This is a genomic window from Mycobacterium attenuatum (assembly GCF_900566085.1).
In the GTDB taxonomy this organism is placed as follows: Bacteria; Actinomycetota; Actinomycetes; order Mycobacteriales; family Mycobacteriaceae; genus Mycobacterium; species Mycobacterium attenuatum.
In genome coordinates this window covers 57,166-83,976 of sequence record NZ_UPHT01000138.1, presented here as the reverse complement: position 1 = coordinate 83,976, position 26,811 = coordinate 57,166, and the positions used below count along the sequence as shown (strand labels likewise).

23 protein-coding genes are annotated in these 26,811 nt (G+C 66.2%); 13 read left to right on the top strand and 10 right to left on the bottom strand.

Features of this window, described 5'->3' with window-relative positions; genetic code table 11:
• Positions 1 to 96 precede the first annotated feature (96 nt).
• Entirely contained in the window at positions 97 to 1,659 is a 1,563-nt protein-coding gene (locus EET13_RS22505; RefSeq protein ID WP_211186504.1) for a phospholipase C, read from the bottom strand.
• Positions 1,660 to 1,932: 273 nt separating this feature from the next.
• The gene (locus tag EET13_RS22500; protein WP_122444337.1) at positions 1,933 to 2,679 is read right to left on the bottom strand and encodes a class I SAM-dependent methyltransferase; all 747 of its coding nucleotides are present in this window, start codon (positions 2,677 to 2,679) and stop codon (positions 1,933 to 1,935) included.
• Positions 2,680 to 2,816: 137 nt separating this feature from the next.
• On the opposite strand from EET13_RS22500, the gene EET13_RS22495 reads away from it, so the two are divergent.
• From EET13_RS22495 to EET13_RS22485, 3 genes are read left to right on the top strand one after another with little or no spacing between them, the layout of a single operon-like run.
• Positions 2,817 to 3,818, top strand: a complete 1,002-nt coding sequence (locus EET13_RS22495; RefSeq protein ID WP_122444364.1) for a GNAT family N-acetyltransferase — start codon at positions 2,817 to 2,819, stop codon at positions 3,816 to 3,818.
• 11 nt (positions 3,819 to 3,829) lie between these two features.
• Entirely contained in the window at positions 3,830 to 4,510 is a 681-nt protein-coding gene (locus tag EET13_RS22490) for a DUF5642 family protein (protein ID WP_122444336.1), read from the top strand.
• A gap of 27 nt (positions 4,511 to 4,537) precedes the next feature.
• Complete coding sequence (locus EET13_RS22485; protein ID WP_122444363.1) at positions 4,538 to 5,191, top strand: DUF5642 family protein; 654 nt, start codon at positions 4,538 to 4,540, stop codon at positions 5,189 to 5,191.
• 9 nt (positions 5,192 to 5,200) lie between these two features.
• Here the strand turns inward: EET13_RS22485 and EET13_RS22480 are convergent, their stop codons facing one another.
• On the bottom strand, positions 5,201 to 5,797 hold the full coding sequence (locus tag EET13_RS22480; protein WP_211186503.1) for an alpha-ketoglutarate-dependent dioxygenase AlkB: 597 nt from the start codon (positions 5,795 to 5,797) through the stop codon (positions 5,201 to 5,203).
• A 79-nt stretch (positions 5,798 to 5,876) separates the two neighbouring features.
• Between EET13_RS22480 and arcA the strand changes: the two genes are divergently transcribed.
• Together arcA and EET13_RS22470 are read left to right on the top strand one after the other, a co-directional pair.
• Positions 5,877 to 7,082: an arginine deiminase gene (gene arcA / locus EET13_RS22475; RefSeq protein ID WP_122444334.1), complete on the top strand. Its 1,206-nt coding sequence runs from the start codon at positions 5,877 to 5,879 to the stop codon at positions 7,080 to 7,082.
• A 605-nt stretch (positions 7,083 to 7,687) separates the two neighbouring features.
• Positions 7,688 to 8,008, top strand: a complete 321-nt coding sequence (locus EET13_RS22470; RefSeq protein ID WP_211186502.1) for a DUF732 domain-containing protein — start codon at positions 7,688 to 7,690, stop codon at positions 8,006 to 8,008.
• Between the two features lie 131 nt (positions 8,009 to 8,139).
• Here the strand turns inward: EET13_RS22470 and EET13_RS22465 are convergent, their stop codons facing one another.
• Positions 8,140 to 9,696 carry a dolichyl-phosphate-mannose--protein mannosyltransferase gene (locus EET13_RS22465; protein ID WP_122444333.1) on the bottom strand — a complete coding sequence of 519 codons (1,557 nt, stop codon included), beginning with the start codon at positions 9,694 to 9,696 and terminating at the stop codon, positions 8,140 to 8,142.
• A 24-nt stretch (positions 9,697 to 9,720) separates the two neighbouring features.
• Here EET13_RS22465 and rsmI point away from each other — a divergent pair, with 24 nt between their 5' ends.
• A complete protein-coding gene (gene rsmI, locus EET13_RS22460; protein WP_122444332.1) occupies positions 9,721 to 10,599 on the top strand; it encodes a 16S rRNA (cytidine(1402)-2'-O)-methyltransferase in 879 nt (292 codons plus the stop codon).
• A gap of 11 nt (positions 10,600 to 10,610) precedes the next feature.
• On the opposite strand, the gene EET13_RS22455 is transcribed toward rsmI, so the two are convergent.
• From EET13_RS22455 to EET13_RS22440, 4 genes are all read right to left on the bottom strand, one after another.
• A complete protein-coding gene (locus EET13_RS22455; RefSeq protein WP_122444331.1) occupies positions 10,611 to 11,873 on the bottom strand; it encodes a hypothetical protein in 1,263 nt (420 codons plus the stop codon).
• Between the two features lie 125 nt (positions 11,874 to 11,998).
• Positions 11,999 to 13,282: an aminodeoxychorismate synthase component I gene (locus tag EET13_RS22450; RefSeq protein ID WP_211186501.1), complete on the bottom strand. Its 1,284-nt coding sequence runs from the start codon at positions 13,280 to 13,282 to the stop codon at positions 11,999 to 12,001.
• A gap of 51 nt (positions 13,283 to 13,333) precedes the next feature.
• Complete coding sequence (locus EET13_RS22445; RefSeq protein WP_122444329.1) at positions 13,334 to 14,239, bottom strand: RNA polymerase sigma-70 factor; 906 nt, start codon at positions 14,237 to 14,239, stop codon at positions 13,334 to 13,336.
• 7 nt (positions 14,240 to 14,246) lie between these two features.
• Entirely contained in the window at positions 14,247 to 15,461 is a 1,215-nt protein-coding gene (locus EET13_RS22440) for an NAD(P)/FAD-dependent oxidoreductase (protein ID WP_122444328.1), read from the bottom strand.
• A 446-nt stretch (positions 15,462 to 15,907) separates the two neighbouring features.
• Here EET13_RS22440 and EET13_RS22435 point away from each other — a divergent pair, with 446 nt between their 5' ends.
• From EET13_RS22435 to EET13_RS22420, 4 genes are all read left to right on the top strand, one after another.
• Positions 15,908 to 17,773: a putative bifunctional diguanylate cyclase/phosphodiesterase gene (locus EET13_RS22435; RefSeq protein ID WP_122444361.1), complete on the top strand. Its 1,866-nt coding sequence runs from the start codon at positions 15,908 to 15,910 to the stop codon at positions 17,771 to 17,773.
• Positions 17,774 to 17,786: 13 nt separating this feature from the next.
• Entirely contained in the window at positions 17,787 to 19,493 is a 1,707-nt protein-coding gene (locus EET13_RS22430; protein WP_122444327.1) for a hypothetical protein, read from the top strand.
• A gap of 428 nt (positions 19,494 to 19,921) precedes the next feature.
• Positions 19,922 to 20,596, top strand: coding sequence for a TetR/AcrR family transcriptional regulator (locus tag EET13_RS22425; protein ID WP_122444360.1), 675 nt, complete (start codon positions 19,922 to 19,924; stop codon positions 20,594 to 20,596).
• Between the two features lie 112 nt (positions 20,597 to 20,708).
• Complete coding sequence (locus tag EET13_RS22420; RefSeq protein ID WP_122444326.1) at positions 20,709 to 21,374, top strand: TetR/AcrR family transcriptional regulator; 666 nt, start codon at positions 20,709 to 20,711, stop codon at positions 21,372 to 21,374.
• A 72-nt stretch (positions 21,375 to 21,446) separates the two neighbouring features.
• Here the strand turns inward: EET13_RS22420 and EET13_RS22415 are convergent, their stop codons facing one another.
• Both EET13_RS22415 and metG read right to left on the bottom strand, forming a co-directional pair.
• Complete coding sequence (locus EET13_RS22415) at positions 21,447 to 21,812, bottom strand: PAS domain S-box protein (RefSeq protein ID WP_168991319.1); 366 nt, start codon at positions 21,810 to 21,812, stop codon at positions 21,447 to 21,449.
• 295 nt (positions 21,813 to 22,107) lie between these two features.
• A complete protein-coding gene (gene metG / locus EET13_RS22410; RefSeq protein ID WP_122444359.1) occupies positions 22,108 to 23,661 on the bottom strand; it encodes a methionine--tRNA ligase in 1,554 nt (517 codons plus the stop codon).
• Positions 23,662 to 23,702: 41 nt separating this feature from the next.
• On the opposite strand from metG, the gene EET13_RS22405 reads away from it, so the two are divergent.
• The 3 genes from EET13_RS22405 to rsmA all read left to right on the top strand — a co-directional run bounded on the left by EET13_RS22405 (position 23,703) and on the right by rsmA (position 26,789).
• A complete protein-coding gene (locus EET13_RS22405) occupies positions 23,703 to 24,572 on the top strand; it encodes a TatD family hydrolase (protein ID WP_122444324.1) in 870 nt (289 codons plus the stop codon).
• Between the two features lie 172 nt (positions 24,573 to 24,744).
• Complete coding sequence (locus EET13_RS22395; protein WP_211186500.1) at positions 24,745 to 25,872, top strand: resuscitation-promoting factor; 1,128 nt, start codon at positions 24,745 to 24,747, stop codon at positions 25,870 to 25,872.
• On the top strand, positions 25,845 to 26,789 hold the full coding sequence (gene rsmA / locus EET13_RS22390) for a 16S rRNA (adenine(1518)-N(6)/adenine(1519)-N(6))-dimethyltransferase RsmA (protein WP_122444322.1): 945 nt from the start codon (positions 25,845 to 25,847) through the stop codon (positions 26,787 to 26,789). Before EET13_RS22395 ends, rsmA begins: the two co-directional genes overlap by 28 nt.
• The last annotated feature ends 22 nt before the right edge of the window (positions 26,790 to 26,811 follow it).

Here is a 26,811-nt window from a genome sequence, read left to right as displayed (position 1 = left end):
GACACCAATTCCGATGCCGCACATGGGAACTGGACTTGGGCCTTGATGCTGTCCGGCCTTGGGCCGAGTGGATTCTCGGCGGTGAGGGATCCAGCTTCAGCAGGGACCGCTGGGAATGCCGCGGACGGGTGTCGTTTCTTGAGTGGGCATTACCTGTGGGAAGGGTACCCGGTAAGGGGGTGTGACCTTCGCGAACGTTGCGACGGTGTCGGGAACGCATTGCACCTGTGGCGGAATGGCTTGCAGCGCGGGGTGGTCCAAGTTCGGTGGCGCTGGATTGGGCGGGACGGCGAAGTTGAACGTCGACGTCATATCGCCGGTCACGCTTCGTCGCCAGGCACTCAGGTTGGGGACCGGCACACCGAACCGTTTCTCGAGCAACCGCAGTTGCGAGGTGTGGTCGAAGGTGTCGTGCACCATCAGCGGGCCACGGCTGTAGGGAGAGATGATGACGCAGGGCACGCGGTAGCCCAGACCGATCGGGCCGCGGATGCCGCCCGAACCCTTGACTGCGTCGATATCGGGCACCGTGATGTACTCGCCGGGAGTTCCCGGTGGCGCGGTAGGCGGTGTCACGTGATCAAAGAAGCCCCCGTTTTCGTCGAAGCTGACGATCAACGCGGTCTTTTCCCACACCTGGGGATTGGACAGCAAGATGCGGAGGATGTTTACGATCGCGGTGCCACCGACGGCCGGTGTTACCGGCAGTCCGGGATGCTCGGACACCTGAAACCCGGGCAGCACCCACGAAACCTGGGGCAGCCTGTTGGCTGCGACGTCGGCGACGAAGTCCAGGGGATAGGTCGGGGCGATGCCGTTGCGGGCAATGTTGGAGCGCGGATCCTGAGCCTGCTTGAAGTCAACGAGCATCCCGTTGTAACCGATGACCGTGTTGTTGAGCGCTCCCAGCAGCTTGTTTTGGTACACCTTCCAACTGATGCCGGCATCGCTGAGGTTGTCTGGCATGGTGCGCCAACTGAATTGGCCCTGCGGTTGGATGTTGGGGTCTATCAGCAGCGGACCACCCGCGACGCCGTCGGGGTCGATCCAGGCGCTGATCCAGTACAGCCGGTTGGGCGAAGTGCCGCCCAGCAGCGAACAGTAATAGCCGTCGCAGACGGTGAAGGTATCAGCCAGCAGGTAATGGATCGGTTGGTCTTGGCGGGTGTAATAACCCATCGACACCGGGACGTTGCCCTGCAGCGTTTGCTGTTCGGCCTGCGCGGGCAACCAATTGTCGTTGGCACCGTTGTTCCATGACTTGTGCGTGGTGACCCACTGATGGGCGGGATCGTTCACGCATGCGCCGTTGAGGACGGGACCCCTGGTGGTGTCGAAACGGTACGGGATGGTCACGCCGGTGGGGTCAATCGACTGGGTCTGCGGGTTCCAGCCTTTTTGCTGGAATGCTGGCGAGGGCGTGTCGAATCCGTTGATGCCCGACAGCGCGCCGAAGAAGTGATCGAATGACCGGTTTTCCTGCATCAACAACACGAAGTGCTCGATATCGGTCAAATGGCCGGAGCAGGGGCCGGCCCCGTAAGCCTTTTCGATCACCGGGCCGGCCAGGGACATCAGCGCGCCGGCGCTGCTTGCGGCCGCGATTCTGGCCATGAACTCTCGCCGCGACATCCCGTCGACCGGGTGTCTTCTCACCATTACGTCCTCCCTGCCCTGCTGAGGGTTCAGGGTAGATTTGCGCCGATTATTAACCGGGACACGAATCCGGTGTGTCGCGCGCCGATTTTGGCATTGCTCGCCAAGTGCCGTGCGTCGATTCGCTAGGCCCGGGCGTTTCCGGAGTTCCTGGCAACCAACGGCCCGAGGTCTTTGATGAACCGGCCCTGATTGCACAGGTGGTTTGCTGGCATGCGTGAAGCTGTCGAGCCGCGGTGCTGGACGTGTTCTGCGTCCGGTCGCCGGGGGCGGGCCTTACCGGGGCCGGGTGGCCGCGACGAACTGCAGCGCGCGCTGTGCGTGCTGCTCAATGTCGAGCAGACCGGCCGAGGAGAACAGGTCGATGAAGCTGTGCCCGTCGAACATGGTTAGCCCGATCAAATCAGCTGTTGCCGTCAGTGCCTTGCGAACCGGCGCCGCTTGCCCGGCATAGCTGGTCAGGATCGCGATCCGGCCGCCGGGCTGCAACACCCGCAGCATTTCACTGGTGACCCGGAAGGGTTCGGGCATCAGGTACAGCGCACCGAAACAGCACACAGCATCGAATGTTTCGTCGGCGAACGGCAGCGTGCGGGCGTCGCCGCGGACGTAGCAGGTCTGTGGCCCGCAGTTGTCCACCACGGCACGAGTCAACATCGGTTCGGATATGTCGAATCCCACCGCGAGGCTACCGGACGGCAGGCAGCGTGCCAGTGGGGCGGTGAAATTGCCTGGGCCGCAAGCCACGTCGAGCAACCGGTGGGCGCCGGACAGCCGCAATGCGGTGGCCGCGCGGCGCTGCTCGTCCCGGGTGGTGACACCACTGGCGAGGTAGAAGGACGTCGGCCGCCACAACCGCTCGTACACGGTCGCGACGAACCGACTGTTCATCGCCTTCTGCGCAACCGTCGGAACCGGCGAACTCGTCGACTCACCGAGCGCGTCGAGGAAGCCGTGCCGCAGCACCGCGGCCGTGGTGAGCAGGCCGCGGGTCAACTCGCGCGGTTCCTGACTGGTGTTCATCGCAGGTCTGGTCCAACAAGCCGGGGTTGAATTACCTGGTGTGAGGTTAGTCTGCGCCGTGCGGTGTTGCTGCAGCGGTGGCCGACGCCATAGCCTGGGGCGGATCGGACCGCGAGCCGGCTTGGCGCTGTGGTGGATTGGACGGGATGGCCGAATTGACCGGCGCTAGGACAGCCGAACTCGCCGGAATGGACGTCTTCGCGGGATGTCCGGCCGACGATTTGTTGCCGCTGGCAGCCCGCCTGGCTCCGCTGCGCGCCCCAGCCGGCCAGGTGCTGATGCGCCAGGGCGAGCAGGCGGTGTCGTTTCTGCTCATCTCCTCGGGCAGTGCCGAGGTCATCCACGTCGGCGACGACGGTGCGGTGATCGTCGAGCAAGCGCTGCCGGGCATGATCGTCGGCGAAATCGCCTTGCTGCGCGATATCCCGCGAACCGCCACGGTCACCACGGTCGAGCCGCTGACCGGTTGGATCGGCGGCAGCGAAGCCCTGGACCGGATGGTCAACATCCCCGGGATCATGGAGCGGCTGGTACGCACGGTTCGCCAGCGACTGGCCGCGTTCATCACCCCCATCCCGGTACGGGTCCGCGACGGAACCCAACTGCTGCTGCGCCCGGTGCTGCCCGGCGACAGCGAGCGCACCGTGCATGGGCACGTCCACTTCTCGAGCGAGACGATCTATCGCCGATTCATGTCGGCTCGTGTTCCGGACGCGGCGATGATGCACTACCTGTCCGAGGTGGACTACGTCGACCACTTCGTGTGGGTGATGATCGACGGCGTCGACCCGGTGGCCGACGCGCGCTTCATCCGCGACGAACGTGATCCGGCGATCGCCGAAATTGCCTTCACCGTGGCCGATGCCTACCAGGGCAGGGGGATCGGCAGCTTCCTGATCGGCGCCTTGTCCGTTGCCGCCCGCATCGGCGGCGTCGAGAGATTCTCCGCGCGAATGCTTTCGGACAATCTCGCGATGCGCACGATCATGGACCGTCACGGTGCGATGTGGCAACGCGAGGACATCGGGGTCATCACCACGGTCATCGAGGTGCCCGGCCCGCGAGATCTGGGCTTCGGCAGCGAGCTGGCCGAGCAGATCCGGGTAGTGGCCCGCCAGGTGATCGAGGCCGTGAGCTAGGGCCGGCGACCTTGCGGCCGTTGTGGATTGGCGTGATGACGACGGTGCTGGCGGCCGCTTGCGCGCCTTCGACGGGGCCGGTGACCGAGCCGGCCCATACCTCATCGCCGGCTCATCCCACGACCGTCAACCCGGCCAACATCAAAAGGCTCAGCCGCGAGCTGCCGGCGGGTTACGAAGTGACCAGGGAAATTCCGGCGGGGGCCGCGCCGCGGGTGATCTGGAGCCTGGGGTCCAACGCGAGCGCTCAGCCCGCACCATGCGCGCTTTTCGCCGACCCCGGCAATGGCCGCGGCCAGTCCGCGCAGGGCGTGTCCGGTTCGGGGGCCGGCGGCATCGTCGACGCCGTCGTGGTGGCCGTGCCGCCACCGGGCCCGGCGGTGCCGGGAGACGGACAGGTCGCGGGGTGTGCGCAGTGGACGATGTCGGACGGACACACCAGCGCGGCCATCCGTCTCATCGACCCGCCGCATATCGACGGCGCGCCAACTCTGGCCATGGTGGCCGATATCCGCACCTCCGTGGAGTCCGGCACCGAAATCGATTCGCGCACATATACTTTCATCGCCTATCTGGGTGACTACTACGCTTTCACCACGCTGACCACCGACCCCGGGTCCATGCTTCCGCCGTTGCCGGCGCAGTTTGCCGCGGATCTGCTGGTCAAAACGGTGTCGGCGGTACGCGGCTGAGCCTCCGCGTTGGGTAGGGTGGCCACGATGTCGAAGGTGGTACTGGCGCTGGCAGCGGTGTGCTTGCTCGTCGGTTGTTCGCCGGGTGCCTCCGAGTCATCGAAGGCCGACATTGCCAAGGTCATCGATGTGAAGTCGAGCTTCGGACCCGGGTTCACGGTCAACGACGTCCCGCTTAGGGCTATCGACCCGCAGTTTTTTGCCGCGCGCAAGCTGCCCGACGGCCTGAGTTTCGATCCGGCGAACTGTGCCAAAGCAGCCGTGGGCCCGCAGATGCCGCCCGGTGTGCAGGGCAATATGGCCGCCGTCTCGGCCGAGGGCAACGGCAACCGGTTCGTGGTGATCGCGGTGGAGACCTCACAACAGCTGCCGTTCAACGACCCGGGCAAAGAATGCGGCAGGATCGCCTTCTCCGGGGCACAGGTGCGCGGCGGCATCGAGGTGGTTGCCGCGCCGCACATCGATGGTGCCCAGACGCTCGGCGTACACCGTGTGCTGCAGGCGCTGGTCGACGGGTCCGCCCGCACCGGCGAACTTTACGACTACTCAGCGCAATTCGGTTACTACCAGGTCAACGTGATCGCCAACCCGTTGGTGATCCCGAATCAGCCGGTCGCCGCGGTCGATGTTCAGCGTGCCCGCGACCTGCTGGTCAAAGCGGTGGCCGCAATCCGTGGCTGACTGATCTCTCTAGCGGACGTCGCGGGGCCGGAACTGGATGCTGACCCGCGGGCCGGTGGGCGCCGACGTCTTGGGTACGGAATGCTCCCAGGTGCGCTGACACGATCCGCCCATCACCAGCAGATCCCCATGTGCCAGCGGAAAGCGCAACGAGGTTCCGCCGCCGCGCGGGCGTAATGCAAACGCCCGGGTGGCGCCGAGGCTGACGATCGCCACCATGGTGTCCTCGGTGCTGCTGCGGCCGATCGTGTCGCCATGCCAGGCCACGCTGTCGGAGCCGTCGCGGTAGTAGCACAGGCCTGCGGTGGTGAACGGCTCACCCAGCTCACCTCCGTAGATGTCGTTGAGCCGCCTGCGAATTCGCGTCAGTTGTGGATGCGGCGGGTCCTCGACGGTCAGGTCGTGGAAACTCACCAGGCGCGGCACGTCGACCACCCGGTCATACATCTGGCGCCGTTCGGAGCGCCACGGCACATCGGCCAGCAGCGCCGCCAGCAGGTCATCGCCACCGTGCAGCCAGCCCGCCCGGATGTCGATGAAGGCGCCGTTGCCGAGTTGTCTTCGCTCGTTGTGCTCGAAAAGCGAGCCCTGAACCGCTAACGCCACGACCGCAAGTTTATCGCACACCAGTTCGAGGAATGGGTATGCGGCGCCCGCCTGCCGGCCACGGCTACGGTTTGATGCTGTGGGCGTCGAGTTGGGATCCAATTCCGAGGTAGGCACGTTACGGGTCGCCATCCTGCATCGCCCGGGCGCCGAATTGCGCCGGCTCACCCCGCGCAACAGCGACCAGCTACTGTTCGACGGACTGCCCTGGGTGTCGCGCGCGCAAGAGGAACACGACGAGTTCGCCGAACTGTTGCGCTCGCGGGGGATTACGGTATTGCTGCTGTCACAGCTGCTGACCGAGGCGCTGGCCAGCGGGGCCGCCCGGATGCAGGGCGTCGCCGCCGCTGTTGACGCGCGCCGACTAGGATTGCCATTGGCGCAACAGCTTTCGGCTTACTTGCGTAGTCTCGACCCGGTTCGGCTGGCGCATGTGCTGACGGCCGGCATGACGTTCAGCGAGTTGCCGTCGGATATCGCGATCGACGTGTCGCTGGTGGTCCGCATGCATCAGGATGGCGATTTCGTCATCGAGCCACTGCCGAACCTGGTGTTCACCCGGGACTCGTCGATCTGGATCGGCCCACGGGTGGTCATCCCGTCGCTGGCGCTGCGGGCGCGGGTTCGGGAGGCGTCGTTGACCGACATCATCTATGCCCATCACCCACGCTTCACCGGGGTGCGGCGGGCCTACGAATCACGCACCGCTCCCGTCGAAGGTGGCGACGTGCTGTTGCTGGCCCCCGGAGTGGTTGCCGTCGGAGTCGGCGAGCGCACCACCCCGGCCGGCGCGGAAGCCTTGGCGCGCAGCCTTTTTGATGACGATCTCGCCCACACCGTGCTCGCGGTGCCGATCGCCCAGAAGCGAGCGCAAATGCATCTGGACACCGTATGCACCATGGTCGACGTCGACACCGTCGTGATGTACGCCGCCGTCGTCGACACCTTGTCGGCGTTCACGATCCGGCGCTGTCCCAATGGCGTGACGATCAGCGATGCGGCCCCGTTTGTGCAGGCCGCCGCCAACGCGATGGGCATCGACAAGCTGCGGGTCATCGACACCGGCCTGGACCCCGTCGTTGCCGAACGCGAGCAATGGGACGACGGTAACAACACCTTGGCCCTGTCGCCCGGGGTCGTGGTCGCCTACGAGCGCAACGCGCAAACCAACGCCCGGCTGGAGGCGGCGGGCATCGAAGTGCTGACCATCGCCGGCTCGGAGCTGGGCACCGGCCGTGGCGGGCCGCGCTGCATGTCCTGCCCGGCCGCGCGCGACCCGCTATAGCGTATGCGTCGCAAAGACGCGCACCGGCAGGCCGGCAATCTTGGCGGATCGGGGTGTGGCGGGCGCCAGGGCTTCGGGGCCGATTCCGTTGAAGCGCATTATCGGTAGGACCGCCGAGATTCCGGCCCGTCGCCGACGCTGAGCGCAAATCGTTGTTGCTGTTCAGCCCAGACCGATCTGGGCGGGCAGGGGCCGGCCGGTTCTCTGGCGCCCGCCGTCGAGCAAACGGGGCTCAGCGCGAACCGCGGGGCCGCGGAGACGGCTTTTTCGATGAGCACACGATTGCGCGAGTGATCATTGCTGCCGCTTATCAATGGTTAGGCATTACATATTGGACCCCCGGTGTTCTCTATTGGCATGCTGCCTGTCGGGAAGAAGGCTTTGTGAGGCAAATGGCTTGAGGGGAAGTTGACGATATTGACCACCGCATTCGGGACGACAGTGAGTCCTTTCTGTCGCAAAGGACTGGGCAATCGCCACAGAGTGCCCGCGATCAGCGCGGCAATTCCATATCGGCGGCTCGCGGCCGGGATTGCATCGCGATCCACGCCATCAGGTAAACGCAGTTGGGTCCAACCGCCGAGCGTGGGAACAAGGGGGGAGCCGTGAGACTGCTGATGGGGCTAGTGCTGAGCATTGTCACGACGATCGGTCTCGCCGCGCCCGCAGTGGCCGACGCGGACGTTGACCTCGGCTCTGGCGACGTGGGTTTCCTCGCGGCCCTGCAGGACGTCGGCATCACCTATTCAACTCCCGAGCACGCCATCGAGTCCGCCCATGCGATGTGCCGGAACTTGCATCACGGCCAATCAGGGCTGCAAGCCGTCCAGCAGGTGAAAATCCAAAATCCACCAATTGATTTGGACGCTGCATCCCGATTCGCCGTGATAGCCGCGAAATATTATTGCCCTGAACAGCTCTACTAGGTAATAGCCGCGTCGGCTCATGCTATTGATAGCGTTTTGCTGCCGGGGGCCGAAGTTTCAACGTCGCAATGACCGGGCGCACACCACCGCAACCGGTGGCTGGCAAATTCGCGCGCATCGCCGCGAAGACGTCACCGCCAGCTGGGCAGCCAGATCTCCATGTTCCAGGTCTGCTGTGAGATGGGCAGCCCGGTCAGTATCGGGAACAGCCAGGCGAAGTTGGTCACCACCAAAGCGACATAACAGCTCACCACGATCAGCCCCAAGGTGCGCCGCTCCGCGCCCTGACCGGATTGGTAGAGGACGTCCCCGAGAATCATCGCGATGGCCATCACCAGAAACGGGCCCATGGTCGCGGCGTAGAAGAAGTACATCTGCCGATCGATATCGGCAAACCACGGCAGCCAGCCGGCGCAGTAGCCGACCAGCACCACCGCATAGCGCCAGTCCCGCCGGACGAACATGCGCCAGGCGGCATACAGCAGGACCGGCACCGCTAGCCACCACATGGCCGGAGTGCCGATGAGCATCTCGGCCCTGATGCACGACTGCTCGCCGCAGCCCGGCACGTTTTGTTGGTCGATGGCATACAACACCGGCCGCAACGACATCGGCCAGCTCCATGGCTTGGACTCCCACGGGTGGTGGTTGCCAGCCGAATTCGTCAGCGTCGCATGGAAATGGAAAGCCTTGGCGGTGTAGTACCACAGTGAGCGAATCGCGTCGGGCAGCGGGATCACACTGTGCGGTCCGATCGTCTGGCCCACCTGGTGGCGGTCGATCGCGGTCTCGGAGGCGAACCAACCGGCATAGCTGGCCAGGTAGACCGCGAACGGGATCACAGCCAGCGCGTATCCGGTGGGCAACAGATCGCGCCGCAGCGTCCCCAGCCACGGTCGCGGCACCTGGTACTGCCGGCGCGCCGCCACGTCGAACGCCAAGGACATGGCGCCGAAGAAGGCCATGAAGTAGAGACCCGACCACTTGGTTGCGAACGCCAATCCGAGCAGCACCCCGGCGCCGAAGCGCCACCAGCGCACTCCCAGCCGTGGTCCCCACACCGTCTCGGCGACCCGGTTCTCGGTCAGTGCGACGTGCATGCGCTGGCGAACCTGATCGCGGTCGACAATCAAGGCGCCGAAGGCCGCGACCACGAAGAACGTCAGGAAGCCGTCCAGCAGCGCGGTCCGGGCTGCGACAAAGCTGACTCCGTCACAAATGAGCAGCACTCCGGCGATACCCCCGACCAGGGTCGACCGGGTGATCCGCCGGACGGTCCGCGTCACCAGCGCCACCAGAATGACGCCCAGCACCGCGCCGCTGAACCGCCACCCCAACCCGGTGTAACCGAACAGCGCCTCACCGATCGCGATCATCTGCTTGCCGACCGGGGGATGAACGACCAGGCCGAACCCGGGATTGTCTTCGACGCCGTGGTTGTGTAGCACCTGCCATGCCTGGGGGGCGTAGTGCTTCTCGTCGAAAATCGGCGTGCCGGCATCGGTCGGCGAGCCGAGGTTGAAGAACCGGGTCCCCGCGGCGAGCAGCGTGATCACGGCGGTGACAATCCAGCCGCGCATCCGGTCTGCCGGGCCGAAGTCGGCGATCGGCATCAGCGGGCCGGGACTGATGACGGGTACCGCACGCTCCTCGGCCAGGCCGGAAGTCTGTTGGGGCGGGGCGGTCATCAGGTCGATCGTAGGCTGTCCGTCATGAGTTCCGGCCGCCTGTTGCTCGGCGCCACCCCGTTGGGCCGGCCCGCGGACGCGTCGCCACGCCTGATCGACGCATTGGCCAGTGCCGATGTGGTGGCAGCCGAGGATACCCGTCGGGTCAAAACATTGGCCAAGGCGCTTGACGTCACGATCAGCGGGCGGGTGGTAAGCCTGTTCGACCGGGTCGAGGCGTTGCGGGTGACGGCGCTGGTCGAAGCGATGCAAGCCGGCGCCACGGTGCTGGTGGTCAGCGACGCGGGAATGCCCGTGATCAACGATCCTGGATATCGACTGGTCGCGGCGTGCATCGACATCGGGATTGCGGTGACGTGTTTGCCCGGACCGTCGGCGGTGACAACCGCGCTGGTGGTGTCCGGCCTGCCGTCGGACAAGTTCTGCTTCGAGGGCTTCGCCCCACGCAAGGGCTCGGCGCGCCGGGCGTGGCTTGCTTCTCTGGCCGACGAGCCGCGCACCTGCGTGTTTTTCGAATCCCCGCGGCGCCTGGCCGCATGCCTGCGCGATGCCGTCGAACAGCTCGGCGGCGCACGTTCGGCCGCAGTCTGCCGGGAACTGACCAAGGTGCACGAGGAAGTGGTGCGTGGATCGCTCGACGAGTTGGTGTCCTGGGCGGCCGGCGGCGTGCTCGGCGAGATCACCGTGGTACTTGCCGGCGCGGCCCCTTTCGTGGACCCGCAGTCGCTCGTCGAGGAGGTCGAGAGCCTGGTTGCGGCCGGTATCCGCGTCAAGGACGCGTGCAGCGAGGTGGCCGCGGCGCATCAGGGCGTGCGGTCACGTCAGCTCTATGACGCCGTCTTGCTGGCACGGCGCGAAACGGATGCGGCGCCCGCGAAGCTAGAGAAACCCAACAACCGGTAGTCCCGGCCAGGTCAGGGTGTGCAGCTGCTCCCGATGGGACCGATTGTCGGCGTGCACAGCTGCGGGTGCGGGGGAATCGGTGGGCCCTGGATGGTTGGCAGCTGAGGCGGCGGGGGCAGCGCCGGCAGCCCGCCCGGCAGCTGAGGCGGCGGGGGCAGCGCGGGCAGACCGCCCGGCAGCCCCGGCAGCCCACCGGGCAACGCCGGCAGCCCACCCGCGGTCAGCGCCGGCAGTGCGGCAGCCAGCATCGCCGGATCCACCGCCGGAAGGCCGCCCGGAAGGCTGCCCGCCAGCGCCGGCAGTGCCGCAGCCAGCATCGCGGGGTTCACACCGGCCGGCAGCCCCGGCAGAGCGCTCGCCAGCTGGGGCAGACCACCGGCTGCCAGTGCCACCACGTCGGTGGGCGACACTCCGGGCAGACCGGGCAGGCCGGCGGCCGCCAGCCCCAGCAGATTCGTCGGCGACACTCCCGGCAGGCTCGGCAAGCTTAGGTTCGGCAGACCGCCCACTCCCGCAAGTGCGATCAGCCCCGCCGGCGACACCCCCGTCAGTGCCGGCAGACCCGGCACATTCAACGTCGGCAAACCGACCGAGGGCAGTCCCGAGGGAAACAGCATGGAGCCGATTGTGTTGGCGGTGGAGTTGAGTTGCGGCAGGATGCCCGAAGACTGCAAGGCGTTGTAGGCAAGGACCACATAGGTGACCGCCAGCGCGCTGGACGTGGTGACGCCGGCGATGGTGCCGCCAATCCCCAGGACGCCGTTCACGACCGAGGTGGCCGTACCGACCGCTGCCGGTCCGTTCGCGAGGTCCGGTACGCCGGGCAGACCGAGGCCGGGGATACCGATGTAGGGCGTGCCGATGTAGGGCGTGCCGATGTCAGGCAGGCCGGCACCCGGGGGAAGGGCCGCGTTCGGCAGGGGCGGGGCGGCTGGCAGGGCGGCCGGACCGAGGTCGCCGCCGGGCAGTCCGGGACCCAGTGGCGAGGCCACGCCGGGCACTGCGCGGGCCGCCTCCGGCGCGGCTTGGGGCGCCAACACGGGGGTCAGCGCATCGGTCGGTAATTGCGCCGGCGCCGGTGCCGCCTGCGCGACTTTGCCCGGCTGCGCGGTGGCCCCGGGCATCAGGACGGACGCCAGACGGTCGCATTGCTGGCCGGCGGTGCACGTCCCTTGGTTCGGCGTGCGCATCGGCCCGGTCATTGTCAGGGGCGCAACCGCCAGCGTCCCCCCCACCATGGCCGCGGCCGCAACGCCGACGACACCGACTCTCATGAGGACCCCTCTCCCATTCGACCACGCGATGCACGCGGGCCGCCGGTTAGGAGCTTAGGCCCACCGGACGTGCCATGTGGGCGTTACGGGAAATTCCCCCGACTCGCACAGCCGCAGTTTGCTGGCTAGCCGACTCGCGTGGCGCTCGCCGGGACCGTCATGCCGACGATGGGTGCGGCCTTATGCAGGCATTCCGCCCACTCGGCGTCGGGGTCGGAGTCTGCGGTGATACCGCCGCCCACGCCCAGCACCGCGTTGCCCGCAGAGTCGAATTCCACGGTGCGGATCGCGACGTTGAGCTCACAGCCGGCGACTGGAGATGCGAAACCAACTGTGCCGCAATATATTCCGCGACGATGCTGTTCCCATTGCGAAATCAGTTGGCGGGCTCGCAATTTGGGTGTTCCAGTAACCGATGCCGGCGGGAACGTGGCGTCCAGCAGTGTCGACATCGGCAAGTCGGCCGGAACCTGGGCCGCCACAGTTGATACCAGGTGCCACACGCCCGGCGCGCGCCGCACCACCAGTAACTCGGGCACGGTCACCGTCCCGGTAACTGCCACTCGGCCAAGATCGTTGCGGACCAAATCAACGATCATGATGTTCTCGGCCACTTCCTTGGGTGACGCCCGTAGGGCCGACGGCCAGGCGTCCAGCGGCAGGGTGCCTTTGATCGGGCTGGAGGTCACAGCGGTGCCGCGGCGGCGCAGAAACAGCTCCGGGGACAGCGACGCCACCGCGCCCCACGGGCCGCCGACATAGGCTGCCCGGGACGGGGAGGTGCGGGCAGCGTCGATGAAGTCGATGAAGAAGTCCAGCGCGGAGCCGCTGACGGTACCGGTGAACTGCGTACACACGCAGGCCTGGTAGACCTCCCCGGCAGCGATCGCGTCCAGGCAAGCCAGCACCCCGGCGCGGTGAGCTTCCCGGTCGGCCGCTGCCCAGTCGATCCGGCAGACTCCCGGCGCCGGCCGGCCGGCGGGTGCCGGGGCTGTTGCCAGGGCACTGACCAGCCAGTCCGCCATCGGCGCACCCGACAGGCTCTCGTACCACCAGTGGCCGTCGCGGTCGCGGCGCAGCACGCAATCGGTCCATCCGCCGGCGGCTTCGGGTATCCGGTTCGCCCGTCCGTCCGCGCCGGGATCGGGATACGACAGGTAGCCGACCCAGCCGCCGCCCACCGCACCAGGCAAGGAAGCGGCCCGATCAGCGGGCGGCTCGCGGACCGTGAACGCGGCGGCGGAGTTCACCGGATGGACCGGCACGCTCGGCGCGATCACCGCCAGCGCGCCGAACCACTCGCCGGTCAGCGCGGCCGGCGGCGCCACACCCAGTCGAAGGGTCGCCCGGGCGACGGCGCGCAGCACCTGTGGTGCACCGCCGAGGTCGCCGAGACGATCGATTCGCACCGCCCTAGCTTGACAGAGTGGTGCCGGAATTTCGCACGGCAGGAGTTCTGGTTAGCTGCGGCTGATCTCGCGACGGCTGGCCAATGCCGTCAGCTTCTCGGGATTGCGCATCACGTAGAAGTTGGCGATCTTCTCGTCGACGATCTCCAGCGTGATCACGCCCTCCAGGTGCTCGCCCAAGTAGAACAACACCGCCGGGGCGCTGTTGCAGGTTGCAATCTCGACCCGCAACAGCGCTCCCGCCCTGCGCATCAGTCCGGTGATGGCCCGGGCCACCCGCTCGGCGCCGACCACCGGCCTGCGCGCCGCGGACACCTTGCCGCCGCTGTCTGCCACCCAGCAGGCGTCCGGGGCGAGCATCGCCATCAGCGCCGCTACGTTGCCGCTGGCGGCCGTCTGCAGGAACTGCGCGGTGATCTGGGCATGGCGCTCGGGATCCACCGACCGGCCGTCGTATCGCTTGCGGCGCGCTTGGACGTGTTCGCGGGCGCGGTGGGCGATCTGGCGCACCGCTGGCCCGGACTTGCCCACCGCTTCGGCAATTTCGGCGTAGTCGAATCCGAAGACTTCGCGCAACACGAACACCGCTCGTTCGTCGGGGCTCAGCGTTTCGAGCAAGACCAGCATCGCCATCGACACCGATTCGGCCAGCACCACGTCGGCGGCCGGGTCCTGTTCGTCGAGCAGCAGTGGCTCGGGCAGCCACGGCCCGACGTACTCCTCGCGCCGCCGGGCGCCGGCCCGCAAGGCGTTGAGCGCCTGCCGAGTGACCAGCTGAGCCAGGTACGACTTGGTGTCACGCACCGTCTGCAGGTCGACGCCGGCCCACCGCAGGTAGCTGTCCTGCAGCACGTCCTCGGATTCAGTTGCCGAGCCGAGGATTTCGTAAGCGATGGTGAACAACATCGGGCGCAGCAGACTGAACCGTTGGGCGTGCTCCCCGGGTGACTGCATCATTGCGACCTCATTGGGACCCCAGCGGGACCTGATCGGGACGAGCCTGCTGCTCGATCGGCAGCTGTGCGGACCGCTTACCACTCTTGAACCAGAAATAGGTGCCGGGTTTGGCGGCTTCACGCCGGATGGACCACAGCGTGCCCTTGCAGATCGCTTCTTTGATGGCGGCGCCGGTGCGGCCCCCCACGACCACGTTGACCGCAGTGTCGTCGGAGCGTGACAACTGCACCGTGCCGTGTGAGCGGCCCAGGCTGATGCACTGCCCGACGAACGCCTGGCTGAGCACCGCCGGAGCTTCGCCCGCGATCCTGCTGAGCACGGTGTTGGCGGCCTGGGCACCCAGCGGTCCGGCGGCCTGGCAACTCATGCGCAGCGGCCGGTCCGACGGTGCGGCGCAGTCACCCGCGGCGACGATCCGTGCGTCGTCGGCGCTGGTCAGTGTTTCGTCGGTGAGCAGCCGGCCCAGAGCGTCGGTCCGAAGCCCGCTGCGGGCGGCCAGATCGGGGACCTCGAATCCCGCCGTCCACACCGTGGCCGCGCTGGGCAGCACGGTGTGGTCACTGAGCACGACAGCATCCCAGCGCACCTCGCTGACCGCGACAGCCTCGAGCACCTCGACGCCCAGCTTGCGCAGCTGCTTGGCCACCGAACGCCGGCCCCGCTTGCTCAGTGAGGGCCCCAACGGGCCGCCGCAGACCAGTGTCACCGGGCGACCCTGCTCGGCGAGCTCGCCGGCGGCTTCGATGCCGGTCAGGCCGCCGCCGACCACGACGACGGGGGCCTCGGCGGGCATATCGATGAGCGTGTAGCGCAGCCGCGTCGCGCCGTCAAGATCGGCGAGCAAGTAGCCGAATTCGGCTGCCCCCGGCACTGCCGGCACGGCTCCGGTGCTGCCCACGGCGTAAATGAGGTAGTCGTAGTCCAGGTGGTTACCCGAAGCCAGCAGCAACCTGCGCGCGACCGAGTCGATGCGGTCGACGGTGTCCACGACCAACTCGATGCCCTCGCCGAGCAGCGTGCCGTACTCGACGGTGGCGGTGCCGCTGCCCGCGGCCAACTGGTGCAACCGGATCCGTTCGACGAACACCGGCCGCGAGTTCACCACGGTGATGTCGAGATCGGCGTTGATGCGCAGGTGGTTGGCTGCCACCGTGCCGGCGTAGCCACCGCCGACGACGACGACGTGAGCTCGCGCGTCGGGCAAGGGGGTCGGCTCAAACATTGGGGGTCTCCTGTTCTTGATTCGATGACTTCTGCCCTGGAGACACCGCAGACAGGTCGGCTGTGACAGCTGCGAAGGAGATTGTGAGCCGGTTCACTTTTCCGGACTCTTGCAACATTGGGCAGCGGGTCGTGATGTTTCGCCCGATCGCGTGCCGACGCGCCGGAATCGAGGTCAGCGCTTGCGCATTGGATCGATGCGTGCGCTGAATTCGGGCTGGCTGAATGGGGCACCATGATACGCTGGCGCAACGAAAATCAACCTGAATCCCCAGGTGAACCCGGTAGACAACCCGGTAGACAACCCGGTAGACAACCTCGGTATGGCATCCGGTGGACCAGGGCCCCTCGATGCGCAGCGACGGGCATCCGAGGGAGCGATCTCTCCACGGTCCGTCGACTGGGGCAGTCGCCCACATTGGACACGTGCACGCATCGGAGGACACGTTGCCGCGCAGCCTGGACCTTGTCGTTACCTCCATAGCGACCCAGCTGATGGAGGCGACGGCGTCCAGCGCAACGCAGGTGAGCCAGAAGGTGCTTGCGCAACTTGTCGAGCAGTTCGATGTGGACGCCAGCTTCTTGCGCCACCACGACCACGAGATCCGCGCCTCCATCCTGGTCGCGGAATGGCCGCCACGGCCTGACGTTGCGGACCCGGACCCGCTGGCGGTCGTCCACTTCACCAGCGCCGACCCGGTGCTCACCGAGTGTGAACACGGCAGAAAGCCGGTGGTCATCCGGCCGCACCGCGACAACCGGTTCTTCCGGCGCTGGATGGGCAGCTCCGCCAGCGAGGCGTCGCCGTCGGTGGCCGCGGCCCCGTTGGTCTCGGGGGAGACGACCACCGGCGTGCTCGGCTTCGTCAAGTTCGGCACCAGGAAGTGGAAGCATGAAGAGATCAACACACTCGAGGCTGTCGCGGCCTTGTTCGCACAGCTGCAGGCGCGGATCGCCGCCGAGGAGAAACTGCGCTACCTGGCCGAGCACGACGATCTGACCGGCCTGCACAACCGCCGCGCGCTGCTGGCGCATCTTTCCGAACGGCTCGAGGCGGGAAAGCCCGGACCGGTCGCCGTGCGGTACCTCGACCTTGACCGGCTGAAGTCGATCAACGACTACCTGGGCCACAACGCGGGTGACTGGTTCATCCGGGTCTTTGCGCAGCGCCTGCGCGGGTGCGTCGGAAGCCAGAGCATGATCGCCCGGCTGGGCGGCGACGAGTTCGTCGTCACTCCCGACCAGCCGATGTCCAAAGGGGCCGCGGAATCGTTTGCCCGCCGGCTCTCGGCGATGCTGCGTGAGCGCCTGGCAATCGGTGGCCATCAGATCACGCGAACGGTCAGCATCGGCCTGGCCGTGGGCATGCCGGCCCGGGACAGCAGCACCGACCTGCTCCGCCGCGCCGACGAGGCGGTGCTGACCGCCAAACGCGCCGGCGGCAACCAGGTGGCACTGTCCACCGACGACATGTCGCTCAAGAGCGCCTTTCGCAACGACATCGAGTTGCACCTGCAGGGCGATATCGACAGCGATGCGCTGCTGCTGCACTATCTGCCCGAGGTCGACCTGTGGACCGGCGCGGTCGTGGCGGCCGAGGCGCTGGTCCGCTGGCGCCACCCGATTTGGGGCTTGCTGCTGCCGGATTCGTTCATCGGGGTAGCCGAGTCGACCAACCTCGCCGGCGAACTCGGCCGGTGTGTGATGCGCAGTGCCTGTGCCGAATTCAGCCGGTGGCGCAAGAACGGTGTCGGGCAGAGCGCCGTCTTGCGCATCAATGTCTCTCCGGTGCAATTGATGACCCGTGGCTTCGTCCGCAGCGTGGCCGACACCATCGAGGAGTTCGGCATAGACGGCGGATCGGTGTGCCTGGAAATCACCGAACGCGCGGTCGTCCACGACATCGAGGCGACGCGAAAGACGTTGTCAGAGCTCAAGGAAGTCGGTGTGCAGATTGCCATCGACGACTTCGGCACCGGTTACGCGGTGTTGTCGCATCTGAAGTCGCTTCCCGTCGACGTGCTCAAGATCGACACCGGCTTTGTCCGCGACCTGGGTACTAACGCCGGCGACCTGGCGATCGTTAGGGCCATCATCGGGCTCGCCGAGGCGTTCGGACTGCAGGTGGTCGCCGAGGGAGTCGAGACACCGACTGCCGCGCTGACCTTGATGCAGCATGGTTGTCACCGCGCACAGGGTTTCCTGTTGTCGCGCCCTGTCCCGGGCAACGCCATGGAGGCGTTGCTGTCCGCTCGCTGGATGCCGATGCCGTTCCTCGCCGACCGCGAGGCACTGACGCTCGGCGCAATCTAGCTCAAGTGTGAAAATGGTTCGAGCAATTAAAAACTCATCGATCATTGCCGCGTGCATAGTCTTGCTGCCGGCCGGGGCGCTCGCCGGATGCAGCAGCCGCCAGCCCAACAACGGTCCGTTGACCGCGATGGTCAGCCCGGCCATACCGTCGACGGTCCAGGAGATACCCAACCCGTTGCGGGGCCAATACGAAGACCTGTTGGAACCGCTTTTCCCGCAACGTGATCCGGCTCAGCAGCGGTATCCTGCGTGGCCGGCGTCCTACGATGCCAGCCTGCGGGTCTCATGGCGTCAGCTGCAGCCCACCGACCCGGCCACGCTGCCGCCGGACGCTCCGGACGAGCGCAAGTACGACTTCAGCGTGATCGACGACGCGCTGAGCCGGCTGGCCGAGCGGCGCATGCGGCTGACGCTGCGGGTGTATGCCTACAACTCCTGCTGCAACGCGACGTATCCCAATAACACCAACATCGGGATTCCCGTTTGGGAGCGCGCCCGACCGGGTACCAGCACGAGCTTTCCCGGGCCGGCCAACGGCACCGGGGCCGGGGTACTGCAGGTTGTCCCCAACTTCAATGATCCGACCTATCTCAACGACTTCACACAGCTACTGGCGGCACTGGGCCGGCGCTACGACGGCGACGAACGACTCAGCGTTTTCGAGTTTTCCGGATACGGGGATTTCAGCGAAAACCACATCGCCTACTTGCGTGACTCGCTTCACGCTGCCGGACCGGCGCCCGAGGACAGCGTTGCGACGCTGGGTTATTACAGCCAGTTCCGCGATCAGAACATCACCAAGGCGTCCATTCAACGGCTGGTGGAGGCCAACGTCGGTGCCTTCCCCCGCACCCAGCTGGTGACCAGCGCCGCCAACCCGGAGATCATCCGGGAATTGCTCGCCGACGACGTCACCAAAAAGCTCGCCGCGCCGGTGGGAATCCGCTCGGACTGCCTGGGCATCTACGCGCCCATGCCGGCCTGGGCCGAGGGCAGCGCCGCCCACTACGTCCAGGTCAATGATCCGGTTGTCGCCGCGCTGCGCCAGCGGCTGTCGACGGCCCTGGTGATCACTGAATGGTGCCAACTGCCCAGCGGAACGACGCGCCAGGCCTACTACGACAAGGGCCTGCGCGATGTCATGAAATACCACGTCTCGATGACCTCGAGCATCAACTTCCCCGACGACAACGCGACCTCGCCGATGGACCCCAAGCTGTACCTGCTGTGGGCGCAGGCCAACGCGACGGCGGGCTACCGGTACTCGGTGGAGGCCAAGCCCGGGTCGCAGGGGCTGAGCAAGGACGGCAAAGTCGCGACGATCTCGGTTGTCTGGACCAATTACGGCGCAGCGGCCGCGACCGAGAATTGGGTCGCGGGATATCGATTGGTGGACTTCACCGGGCAGACGGTTCGGACGTTGCCCGCAAGCGTGAATCTGAAGGCACTGGTCCCTGAGGCGCCCGGGGACCGCACCGCCCAGCAGCCCATACCGGCGTCGGTCGCCGAGACGGTTCGCATCGAGCTGGCGGGTTTGCCGGCCGGTCACTACACGTTGCGCGCGTCGGTTGATTGGCAACAGCACAAGCCGAATGGTTCGCATGTGGTCAATTACCCTCCGATGCAATTGGCCCGCGACGGTCGCGACGATTCCGGCTTTTATCCCGTCGCGACGCTCGACATTCCACGCGACATGCAGACCGCACCGAACGGTGCCTGACGGCACTCGGGCGCGCGCTCTGCGGTGTGGAGGTGACACGGATGTGACGGCAAGTCCCGGACGGGGCAAGTCAACGGCTACCTGCAGCGGCCCCCGGGCGAGCATACTGTTCGGATGAAAGTATCCAATAAACGTACTGGGAGTTTTTCGTTTCGCGGATAGCGCTGCTCTGTGTGAAACGTCGCACCGAGAAACCGGGCTGATACCCTCGAATTCGGCGGCAATTGCAACCTGAGGCACAGCCGGTGAGCCATCACGCGATGACCAATCCGGCCTCGCCGTTCGAGGAGGCATCGCAAAGGTGAAGGCGATCGTCCCGGCCGGTGGTTTCGGTTTCGGAACCACCCGAGGAAGCCTGGACTCAGACGCCCCCCGCGCTCGTAGGCTCTGGCCGGCATGAAGCCGCTATGAATGCCTCGGCGCAGACCATGACCGACTCGACGAGTGGCCGGGCAGACACCACGCGCCAGCAGATTCTGAATGCTGCCGCGCATCAATTCGCCCGGCGCGCCTACCACGATGTCGGACTTGACGACATCCTCGCCGCCGCCCAGCTCACCAAGGGCGCGATGTATTTCCATTTCCGTTCCAAATACGCGCTGGCCGTGGCCATCATCGCGCACCACACCGCCGCGAGTCGGGTGGCCGTCGAGGAATTGCTGGCCAGGCAGCTTTCCGGTCTGGAAACGCTGGTCGACTTCGTCTACCTGCTCGCGGTCCGCGACATCAGTCAGGATATGGCGAGGGCAGCCTCAAATCTGCTCGGCTCGGTCGGCCGAACGGAAGGCCTGCAGACGAAATTGTTGGACGGCTGGATCGAAGCGCTGGCGAGTGTGGCGCGGCGGGCGATCGTCGAAGGTGACGTGGCCGAAGGATGCGACCCGCAAGACGTTGGCCGCCTGATCGCGTCGATCTACATGGGTTTGCGGCAAGCCAGCGACCTGGATGCGCCGGAGCGATTTCTTCGCGATCTGGAAAAGAGCTGGTTGCTGGTGCTGAGCGGAATCGCGCAGCCGGACAGAGTGGACTACTTCACGCAATTCATCGCGCGGCGAACCGTGCTGGCCATCCGCTCGGCAACGGCGCTGGTGGCGCCCGATTGACAAACTTCAGAGCCATGGCGGCTGTCAAGGCCCGCCCGCTGACTAGGAAAGTACGAGATGCGGAGGCCCGGAGTCCGATCCGATCCGCCGCACTGGCGGAGGTACGAGTGCGATGGCACGCCAGGTTCGATCCGAGATAACCCGGCGAAAGATCCTCGATGCCGCCGTCGACGTCTTCGGCGAGGTTGGATACGCGGCCGCTGGGTGGGCCACGATCATCGATCGGACGGGCATGACCAAAGGTGCCCTGTATCACCACTTTGATTCCAAGGAAGCGCTGGCCTCGGCGATTATCGCGGAAGGGTCCGAAGCGCTTCTCGGCGCATTTCGCAACGTTTGCGGGTCGGCGTCACCCGCACTGGAGAACATGATTCATGGCACCTTCGCCGTCGCGCACCTGCTGAGCGTCGACAAAGTGGCCCGCGCGGCCGAGCAATTAACCGCCGTCCTCGCCGGATTCAACGCCGCGGCTGCACGTTTCTTCAGCGCGTGGGTCGCGGAGATGGCCGAGCAGGCCCGGCGTGCAATTGACGAAGGTGATCTCCGGGACGACGTCGACGTCGAACTGGTCAGCGAGTCGATTGTGGGCGCGACGTTCGGGATGCGCCTGCAATCCAATGCGTTATCCGGACCCGGCGCCGACGGGTCCCGGGTCGAGAGCTCCGTCGAGGGATTGGGTCAACTCTGGGGACTCCTGCTACCTGGTATGACGGTTGAAACCTCGCTGCCGTACTTCCGGGAATTCCTCGCTCGCGAGGCGATGCGCAGTCGACACTGATCCGCCTTGACGGGCGTTCGACGGGCAAGCAGCGCTCCATCACCGGCTGTATCGGCAGCACCAGCGACCCAGTCAGCGCTCCCCTTCCCATAGCTGTTCAGTCAGATCCTGAAACACCGCGAGCGCAAAATTGTCGTCCACGCGCCGCACGGCCGACCTGCTCATCAGCGCGCGCACCACCGATCCGTCCTTGTGGGCCAACTCGACGACCATGTTGGCCAGGGCATGGACAAAGGAGAGCGCCGAGGATTCCGAATCCGGGCATTGGTGGAAGATCTCGTGGAACCGCAGCGCCAAAACCTCATCCGGTTCGCGGCCCACCATTTGGGCGAATGCGGAGTTGGTGAACAGGATGCTGCCGTCAGCTCCGGTGGCGAGCACGGGGACCGGAATCCGTTCGAGAACGACCAGCGCCGGCAACTGATTCAGTGCGACCATCGGCGATTGGCTTGCTTGCCGGTTTCGTCGACGCTCCACAGCCACTGATTATTGCCTATTGCGCAGTGTCGGCCGGGCGGTTCCGGTAAGTCAGAGTTCGTTGCGAGGTTGGTAACGGTGGCCGCTGCTTTTGTTGCGAAGCCCGGTTTGGTTGCGGGTCGCCGGCGCCGGCGCCGAGTCGGGCGCGACGTTAGATGCCAATGAATTCGCTTGTCCCACATTGTAATTAGGATCTGGCATCGACGTGGCGCGCTGCTGCCGACGGGTTCTGGGCAGGGCGCCCGGGTCATTCCCGTCACTCGACTTCGGAAGGCGGCTGGTACCGCGGGAATACCCCCGTGGGAGGCGGCAGCTGGGTCCCCGGCGCGAGCCGGGTGCCGACGGCGCCGAACGCCCGCCGGTCTTCGGGTTGGCCCAGCAGGTCCAGCATCGTGGCAGCCGACTCCGGCATGACCGGCTGAACCAGCAACGCCGCGATGCGCACCACCTCGCACGTGGTGTAGAGCGTGGTGCGGAATCTGGCCTGGTCGGCCGGCGACTCGCTCTTGCGCAGCACCCACGGCTGCTGCGTCGAAAAGTACTTGTTGGCGTCGCCGAGCATCAACCAGATCGCCTCCAGCGCCAGGTGCATTGCCTGGCGCTCGAAATGGGCGCGCACCCGCTCCAACAACCCGTCGGCCGTCGTCAACAACTCGGTGTCGGCATCACAGAACTCGCCGGGTTCGGGCACCACCCCGCCCAGGTTCTTGGCGACCATCGACAACGAGCGCTGGGCCAGGTTGCCCAGCTCGTTGGCCAGGTCGGTGTTGATCCGGGTGATGATGGCCTCTTGGCTGTAGCTGCCGTCCTGGCCGAACGGCACCTCCCGCAACAGGAAATAGCGGACCTGATCTACCCCGAACGCGTCGATGAGCGTCAGCGGATCAATGGTGTTGCCCAGCGATTTGCTCATCTTCTCGCCGCGGTTGTGCAGAAATCCATGGGCGAACACCCGTTTCGGCAACTCGATGCCCGCCGACATCAGGAAGGCCGGCCAGTAGACGGCGTGGAACCTGATGATGTCCTTGCCGATCATGTGCAGGTCGGCGGGCCAGTAGCGGCAGAACGACTCCGAGCCGGTATCGGGGTAGCCGGCGCCAGTCAGGTAGTTGGTCAAAGCATCGACCCAGACGTACATGACGTGGTCGGGATGCTCGGGCACGGGCACGCCCCAGTTGAACGACGTCCGCGACACCGACAGGTCTTTGAGGCCGCCGGACACGAAACTGATCACCTCGTTACGCCGTACCTCGGGTGCGATGAAGTCGGGGTGAGCGTGGTAGTGGGCCAGCAGTTTGTCGGCATAGGCCGACAGCCGGAAGAAGTAGGTCTGCTCCTCGGTCCAGGTCACGGGGGTGCCGGTCTCGATGGCGATCCGGGTGCCATCGACGAGTTGGGTCTCCGACTCGACGAAAAACCGCTCGTCGCGCACCGAATACCAGCCGGAGTAGTTGTCCAGGTAAATGTCGCCGGCTGCTTCCATGCGGCGCCAGATCTGCTGGGATGCCGCATAGTGGTCGGGATCGGTGGTGCGGATGAACCGGTCGAAGGAGATGTTCAGTGCCTCCTGCATGCGCTGAAAGACATCGGAATTGCGCCGGGCCAGCTGCGCGGTCGGCAGGCCCGCGGCCGTGGCGGCCTGCGCAACCTTAAGGCCGTGCTCGTCGGTACCCGTCAGAAAGCGCACGTCGAAGCCGTCGAGCCGCTTGAACCGGGCGATCGCGTCGGTGGCGATGTATTCGTACGCGTGACCCACGTGCGGCGCAGCGTTGGGATATGCGATCGCGGTGGTGACGTAATAGGGCTGCAATGGCTTCATCGGGATTCCACCCTATTGGGTGGACCTATTGTGTGCGCGTGAGCTCCAACCGGTCTGCCAAACCACCAGCACCGCCCGCCCCGGAACCGTTGGCCCCGCTGATCGATGCCCATACCCACCTCGATGCGTGCGGCGCCCGCGACGCCCGGGGCGTGGCTGAGGTCGTCGACCGGGCGGCAGCCGTCGGGGTGCGCGCGGTGGTCACCATCGCCGACGACCTGGACTCGGCACGCTGGGTGGTGCGGGCGGCCGAGTGGGATCCGCGGGTCTACGCCGCGGTGGCACTGCACCCCACCCGCGCCGACGCGCTCACCGATGCCGCACGTGCCGAAATCACCGAGCTCGTGGCCCATCCGCGCGTTGTTGCCGTCGGCGAGACGGGCATGGATCTGTATTGGCCGGGCCGCCTCGACGGGTGTGCGCAGCCCTGCGTGCAGCGCGAGGCTTTTGCGTGGCATATCGATCTGGCCAAGCGCACCGGCAAACCGCTGATGATCCACAATCGGCAGGCCGACCAGGAAGTGCTCGACGTGCTGCGGGCCGAGGGAGCACCCGACACCGTGATATTTCACTGCTTCTCGTCCGGCAGCGCGATGGCGCGCGAGTGTGTGGCCGCCGGATGGTTGCTGAGTCTTTCTGGAACTGTGACCTTTCGCAATGCGCGCGAGCTCCGTGAAGCCGTTCGGCAGATACCGCTGGAGCAGATCCTGGTGGAAACTGACGCACCGTTTCTGACCCCGCATCCCTACCGCGGCGCGGCGAACGAACCGTATTGCCTGCCCTATACCGTTCGGGCGCTGGCTGAACTGGTCGATCGTCGACCCGAGGAAGTGGCCCACGGCACCACCAGCAATGCTCTGCGGGCATATGAACTGAGTCACATCTCGGGTGTATTGCCCTAGCACCTGGCGCGCCGGAGTTGCCCAGGCTTGATCGGTTCGTTACCGTCTTGTGATCGTAAGGGTGGGCCTCCGGGGCCCATTTTGGCGTTTTCAGCCGAATTCGGCTGGAATGTGTGGATCTTGCTGCTGGGTCGTTGCTGAGGTTGTTGGTTAGGTCGGGGATAGTCGCACATTGAATCTGCTTACGAAACTTCATCAAACCGAATCACCGATGTTGCGCCTGCTAGCGGGCGCCCTACTGTTATGCCTTGCGTTCGCCGGCGGGTATGCGGTTTCGGCCGCCAAGACCGTGACGCTGACCGTCGATGGAACCGCGATGCGGGTCACGACGATGAAGTCGCGGGTGATCGACGTCGTCCAGGAGAACGGTTTTTCTGTCGACGGGCGCGATGACCTGTACCCCGCGGCTGACGTGGCGGTCCACGATTCGGAGAACATCGTGTTGCGGCGCAGCCGCCCGCTGGAGATCTCGCTGGATGGTCACGACGTCAAGAAGGTCTGGACAACGGCATCCACGGTGGACGAAGCGTTGGCGCAACTGGCCATGACCGACACTGCCCCTGCGGCCGCCTCCCGGGGCAGCCGGGTCCCGCTGGCGGGGATGGCGCTGCCGGTCGTCAGCGCCAAGACGGTGGAGATCAACGACGGCGGGGCGGTGCGTACCGTGCACCTCGCAGCGCCCAACGTGGCGGGCCTGCTGGACGCTGCCGGCATACCGCTGCAGGACAGCGACCAGGTGGTGCCCAGCGCGACGATGCCGATTACCGACGGCATGCAGATTCAGGTGACCCGCTACCGCATCGAGCGCGTCACCGAGCGGTTGCCGCTGCTGCCGAACGCGCGTCGTATCGAAGACCCGGAAATGAACATGAGCCGTACGGTCGTCGAAGACGCCGGCACCCCCGGCGAACAGGATGTGACGTTCGCGGTGGCCGAGGTCAACGGTGTGGTCACCGGAAAGCTGCCGATCGCCAACGTCGTGGTGACGCCGGCGCGGGAGGCCGTGGTGCGGGTGGGCACCAAGCCCGGCACGGACGTGCCCCCGGTGAGCGACGGAAACATCTGGGATGCCATCGCGGGCTGTGAGGCCGGCGGCAACTGGGCGATCAACACCGGTAACGGGTATTACGGTGGTGTGCAATTCGACCAGGGGACGTGGGAGGCCAACGGCGGCCTGCGGTATGCCCCCCGTGCGGACATGGCCACCCGTGAAGAACAGATCGCCGTCGCCGAGGTGACCCGCCAACGGCAGGGCTGGGGTGCCTGGCCGGTATGCAGTGGACGAGCGGGGACACGCTGACTATTCGGCTGCTCGGACGCAATGAGATCAGGCGGCTGGCCAAAGACCTCGAATTCCGGCCGCGCAAATCGCTCGGGCAGAACTTCGTCCACGACGCCAATACCGTGCGCCGGGTGGTCGCGGCGTCCGGGATCACCCGCTCGGACCAGGTGCTGGAAGTCGGCCCGGGCCTGGGGTCGCTGACGCTGGCGCTGCTTGACCGCGGCGCCGGTGTGACGGCCGTCGAAATCGATCCGGTGCTGGCTGCACGGCTGCCGCAGACCGTGGCCGAGCACTCGCACAGCGAGATCCAGCGCCTTACCGTGCTCAACCGCGACATCTTGGGCGTGCGCTCGCAGGAGTTGGCCGTCGAGCCGACCGCGGTGGTCGCGAATTTGCCCTACAACGTCGCGGTGCCGGCGTTGTTGCATCTGCTGGCAGAGTTCCCGTCCATTCGCGTCGTGACGGTCATGGTGCAGGCCGAGGTCGCCGAGCGGCTTGCCGCCGAGCCAGGAGGCAAGGAGTACGGCGTGCCCAGTGTCAAGGTGCGTTTCTACGGACGGGTGCGTCGTTGCGGCATGGTGTCGCCGACCGTCTTTTGGCCCATTCCGCGCGTCTACTCGGGGTTGGTCCGCATCGATCGGTACGAGGCGTCGCCGTGGCCCACCGACGCAGCCTTTCGGCAGCAGGTATTCGAACTGGTGGACATTGCCTTCGCCCAGCGGCGCAAGACGTCCCGCAACGCGTTTGCCCAGTGGGCGGGCTCCGGCAGCGAATCGGCGAATAGGTTGCTTGCGGCCAGCATCGACCCGGCTCGCCGTGGCGAGACCTTGTCCATCGCCGATTTCGTGCGATTGCTGCAGCGCTGTGGGCAGTCGCCCGGCGAGGTGGCGCGCACCGGCGGCGCAGCCGGCGAACGCCAGGTCTCGGCGGGTTGATGGCGAGCCGCCGGGCGCCATT

Excerpts from the sequence above, each read along its gene's own strand:
- rsmI (WP_122444332.1), top strand. The coding sequence starts at position 9,721 with ATGAGTTCCGGCCGCCTGTTGCTCGGCGCCACCCCGTTGGGCCGGCCC.
- EET13_RS22485 (WP_122444363.1), top strand. The coding sequence starts at position 4,538 with ATGTCGAAGGTGGTACTGGCGCTGGCAGCGGTGTGCTTGCTCGTCGGT.
- EET13_RS22505 (WP_211186504.1), bottom strand. The coding sequence starts at position 1,659 with ATGGTGAGAAGACACCCGGTCGACGGGATGTCGCGGCGAGAGTTCATG.
- EET13_RS22430 (WP_122444327.1), top strand. The coding sequence starts at position 17,787 with ATGGTTCGAGCAATTAAAAACTCATCGATCATTGCCGCGTGCATAGTC.
- EET13_RS22500 (WP_122444337.1), bottom strand. The coding sequence starts at position 2,679 with ATGAACACCAGTCAGGAACCGCGCGAGTTGACCCGCGGCCTGCTCACC.
- EET13_RS22420 (WP_122444326.1), top strand. The coding sequence starts at position 20,709 with ATGGCACGCCAGGTTCGATCCGAGATAACCCGGCGAAAGATCCTCGAT.
- EET13_RS22465 (WP_122444333.1), bottom strand. The coding sequence starts at position 9,696 with ATGACCGCCCCGCCCCAACAGACTTCCGGCCTGGCCGAGGAGCGTGCG.
- EET13_RS22440 (WP_122444328.1), bottom strand. The coding sequence starts at position 15,461 with ATGTTTGAGCCGACCCCCTTGCCCGACGCGCGAGCTCACGTCGTCGTC.
- rsmA (WP_122444322.1), top strand. The coding sequence starts at position 25,845 with ATGCAGTGGACGAGCGGGGACACGCTGACTATTCGGCTGCTCGGACGC.
- EET13_RS22455 (WP_122444331.1), bottom strand. The coding sequence starts at position 11,873 with ATGAGAGTCGGTGTCGTCGGCGTTGCGGCCGCGGCCATGGTGGGGGGG.
- EET13_RS22445 (WP_122444329.1), bottom strand. The coding sequence starts at position 14,239 with ATGATGCAGTCACCCGGGGAGCACGCCCAACGGTTCAGTCTGCTGCGC.
- EET13_RS22415 (WP_168991319.1), bottom strand. The coding sequence starts at position 21,812 with ATGGTCGCACTGAATCAGTTGCCGGCGCTGGTCGTTCTCGAACGGATT.
- EET13_RS22425 (WP_122444360.1), top strand. The coding sequence starts at position 19,922 with ATGACCGACTCGACGAGTGGCCGGGCAGACACCACGCGCCAGCAGATT.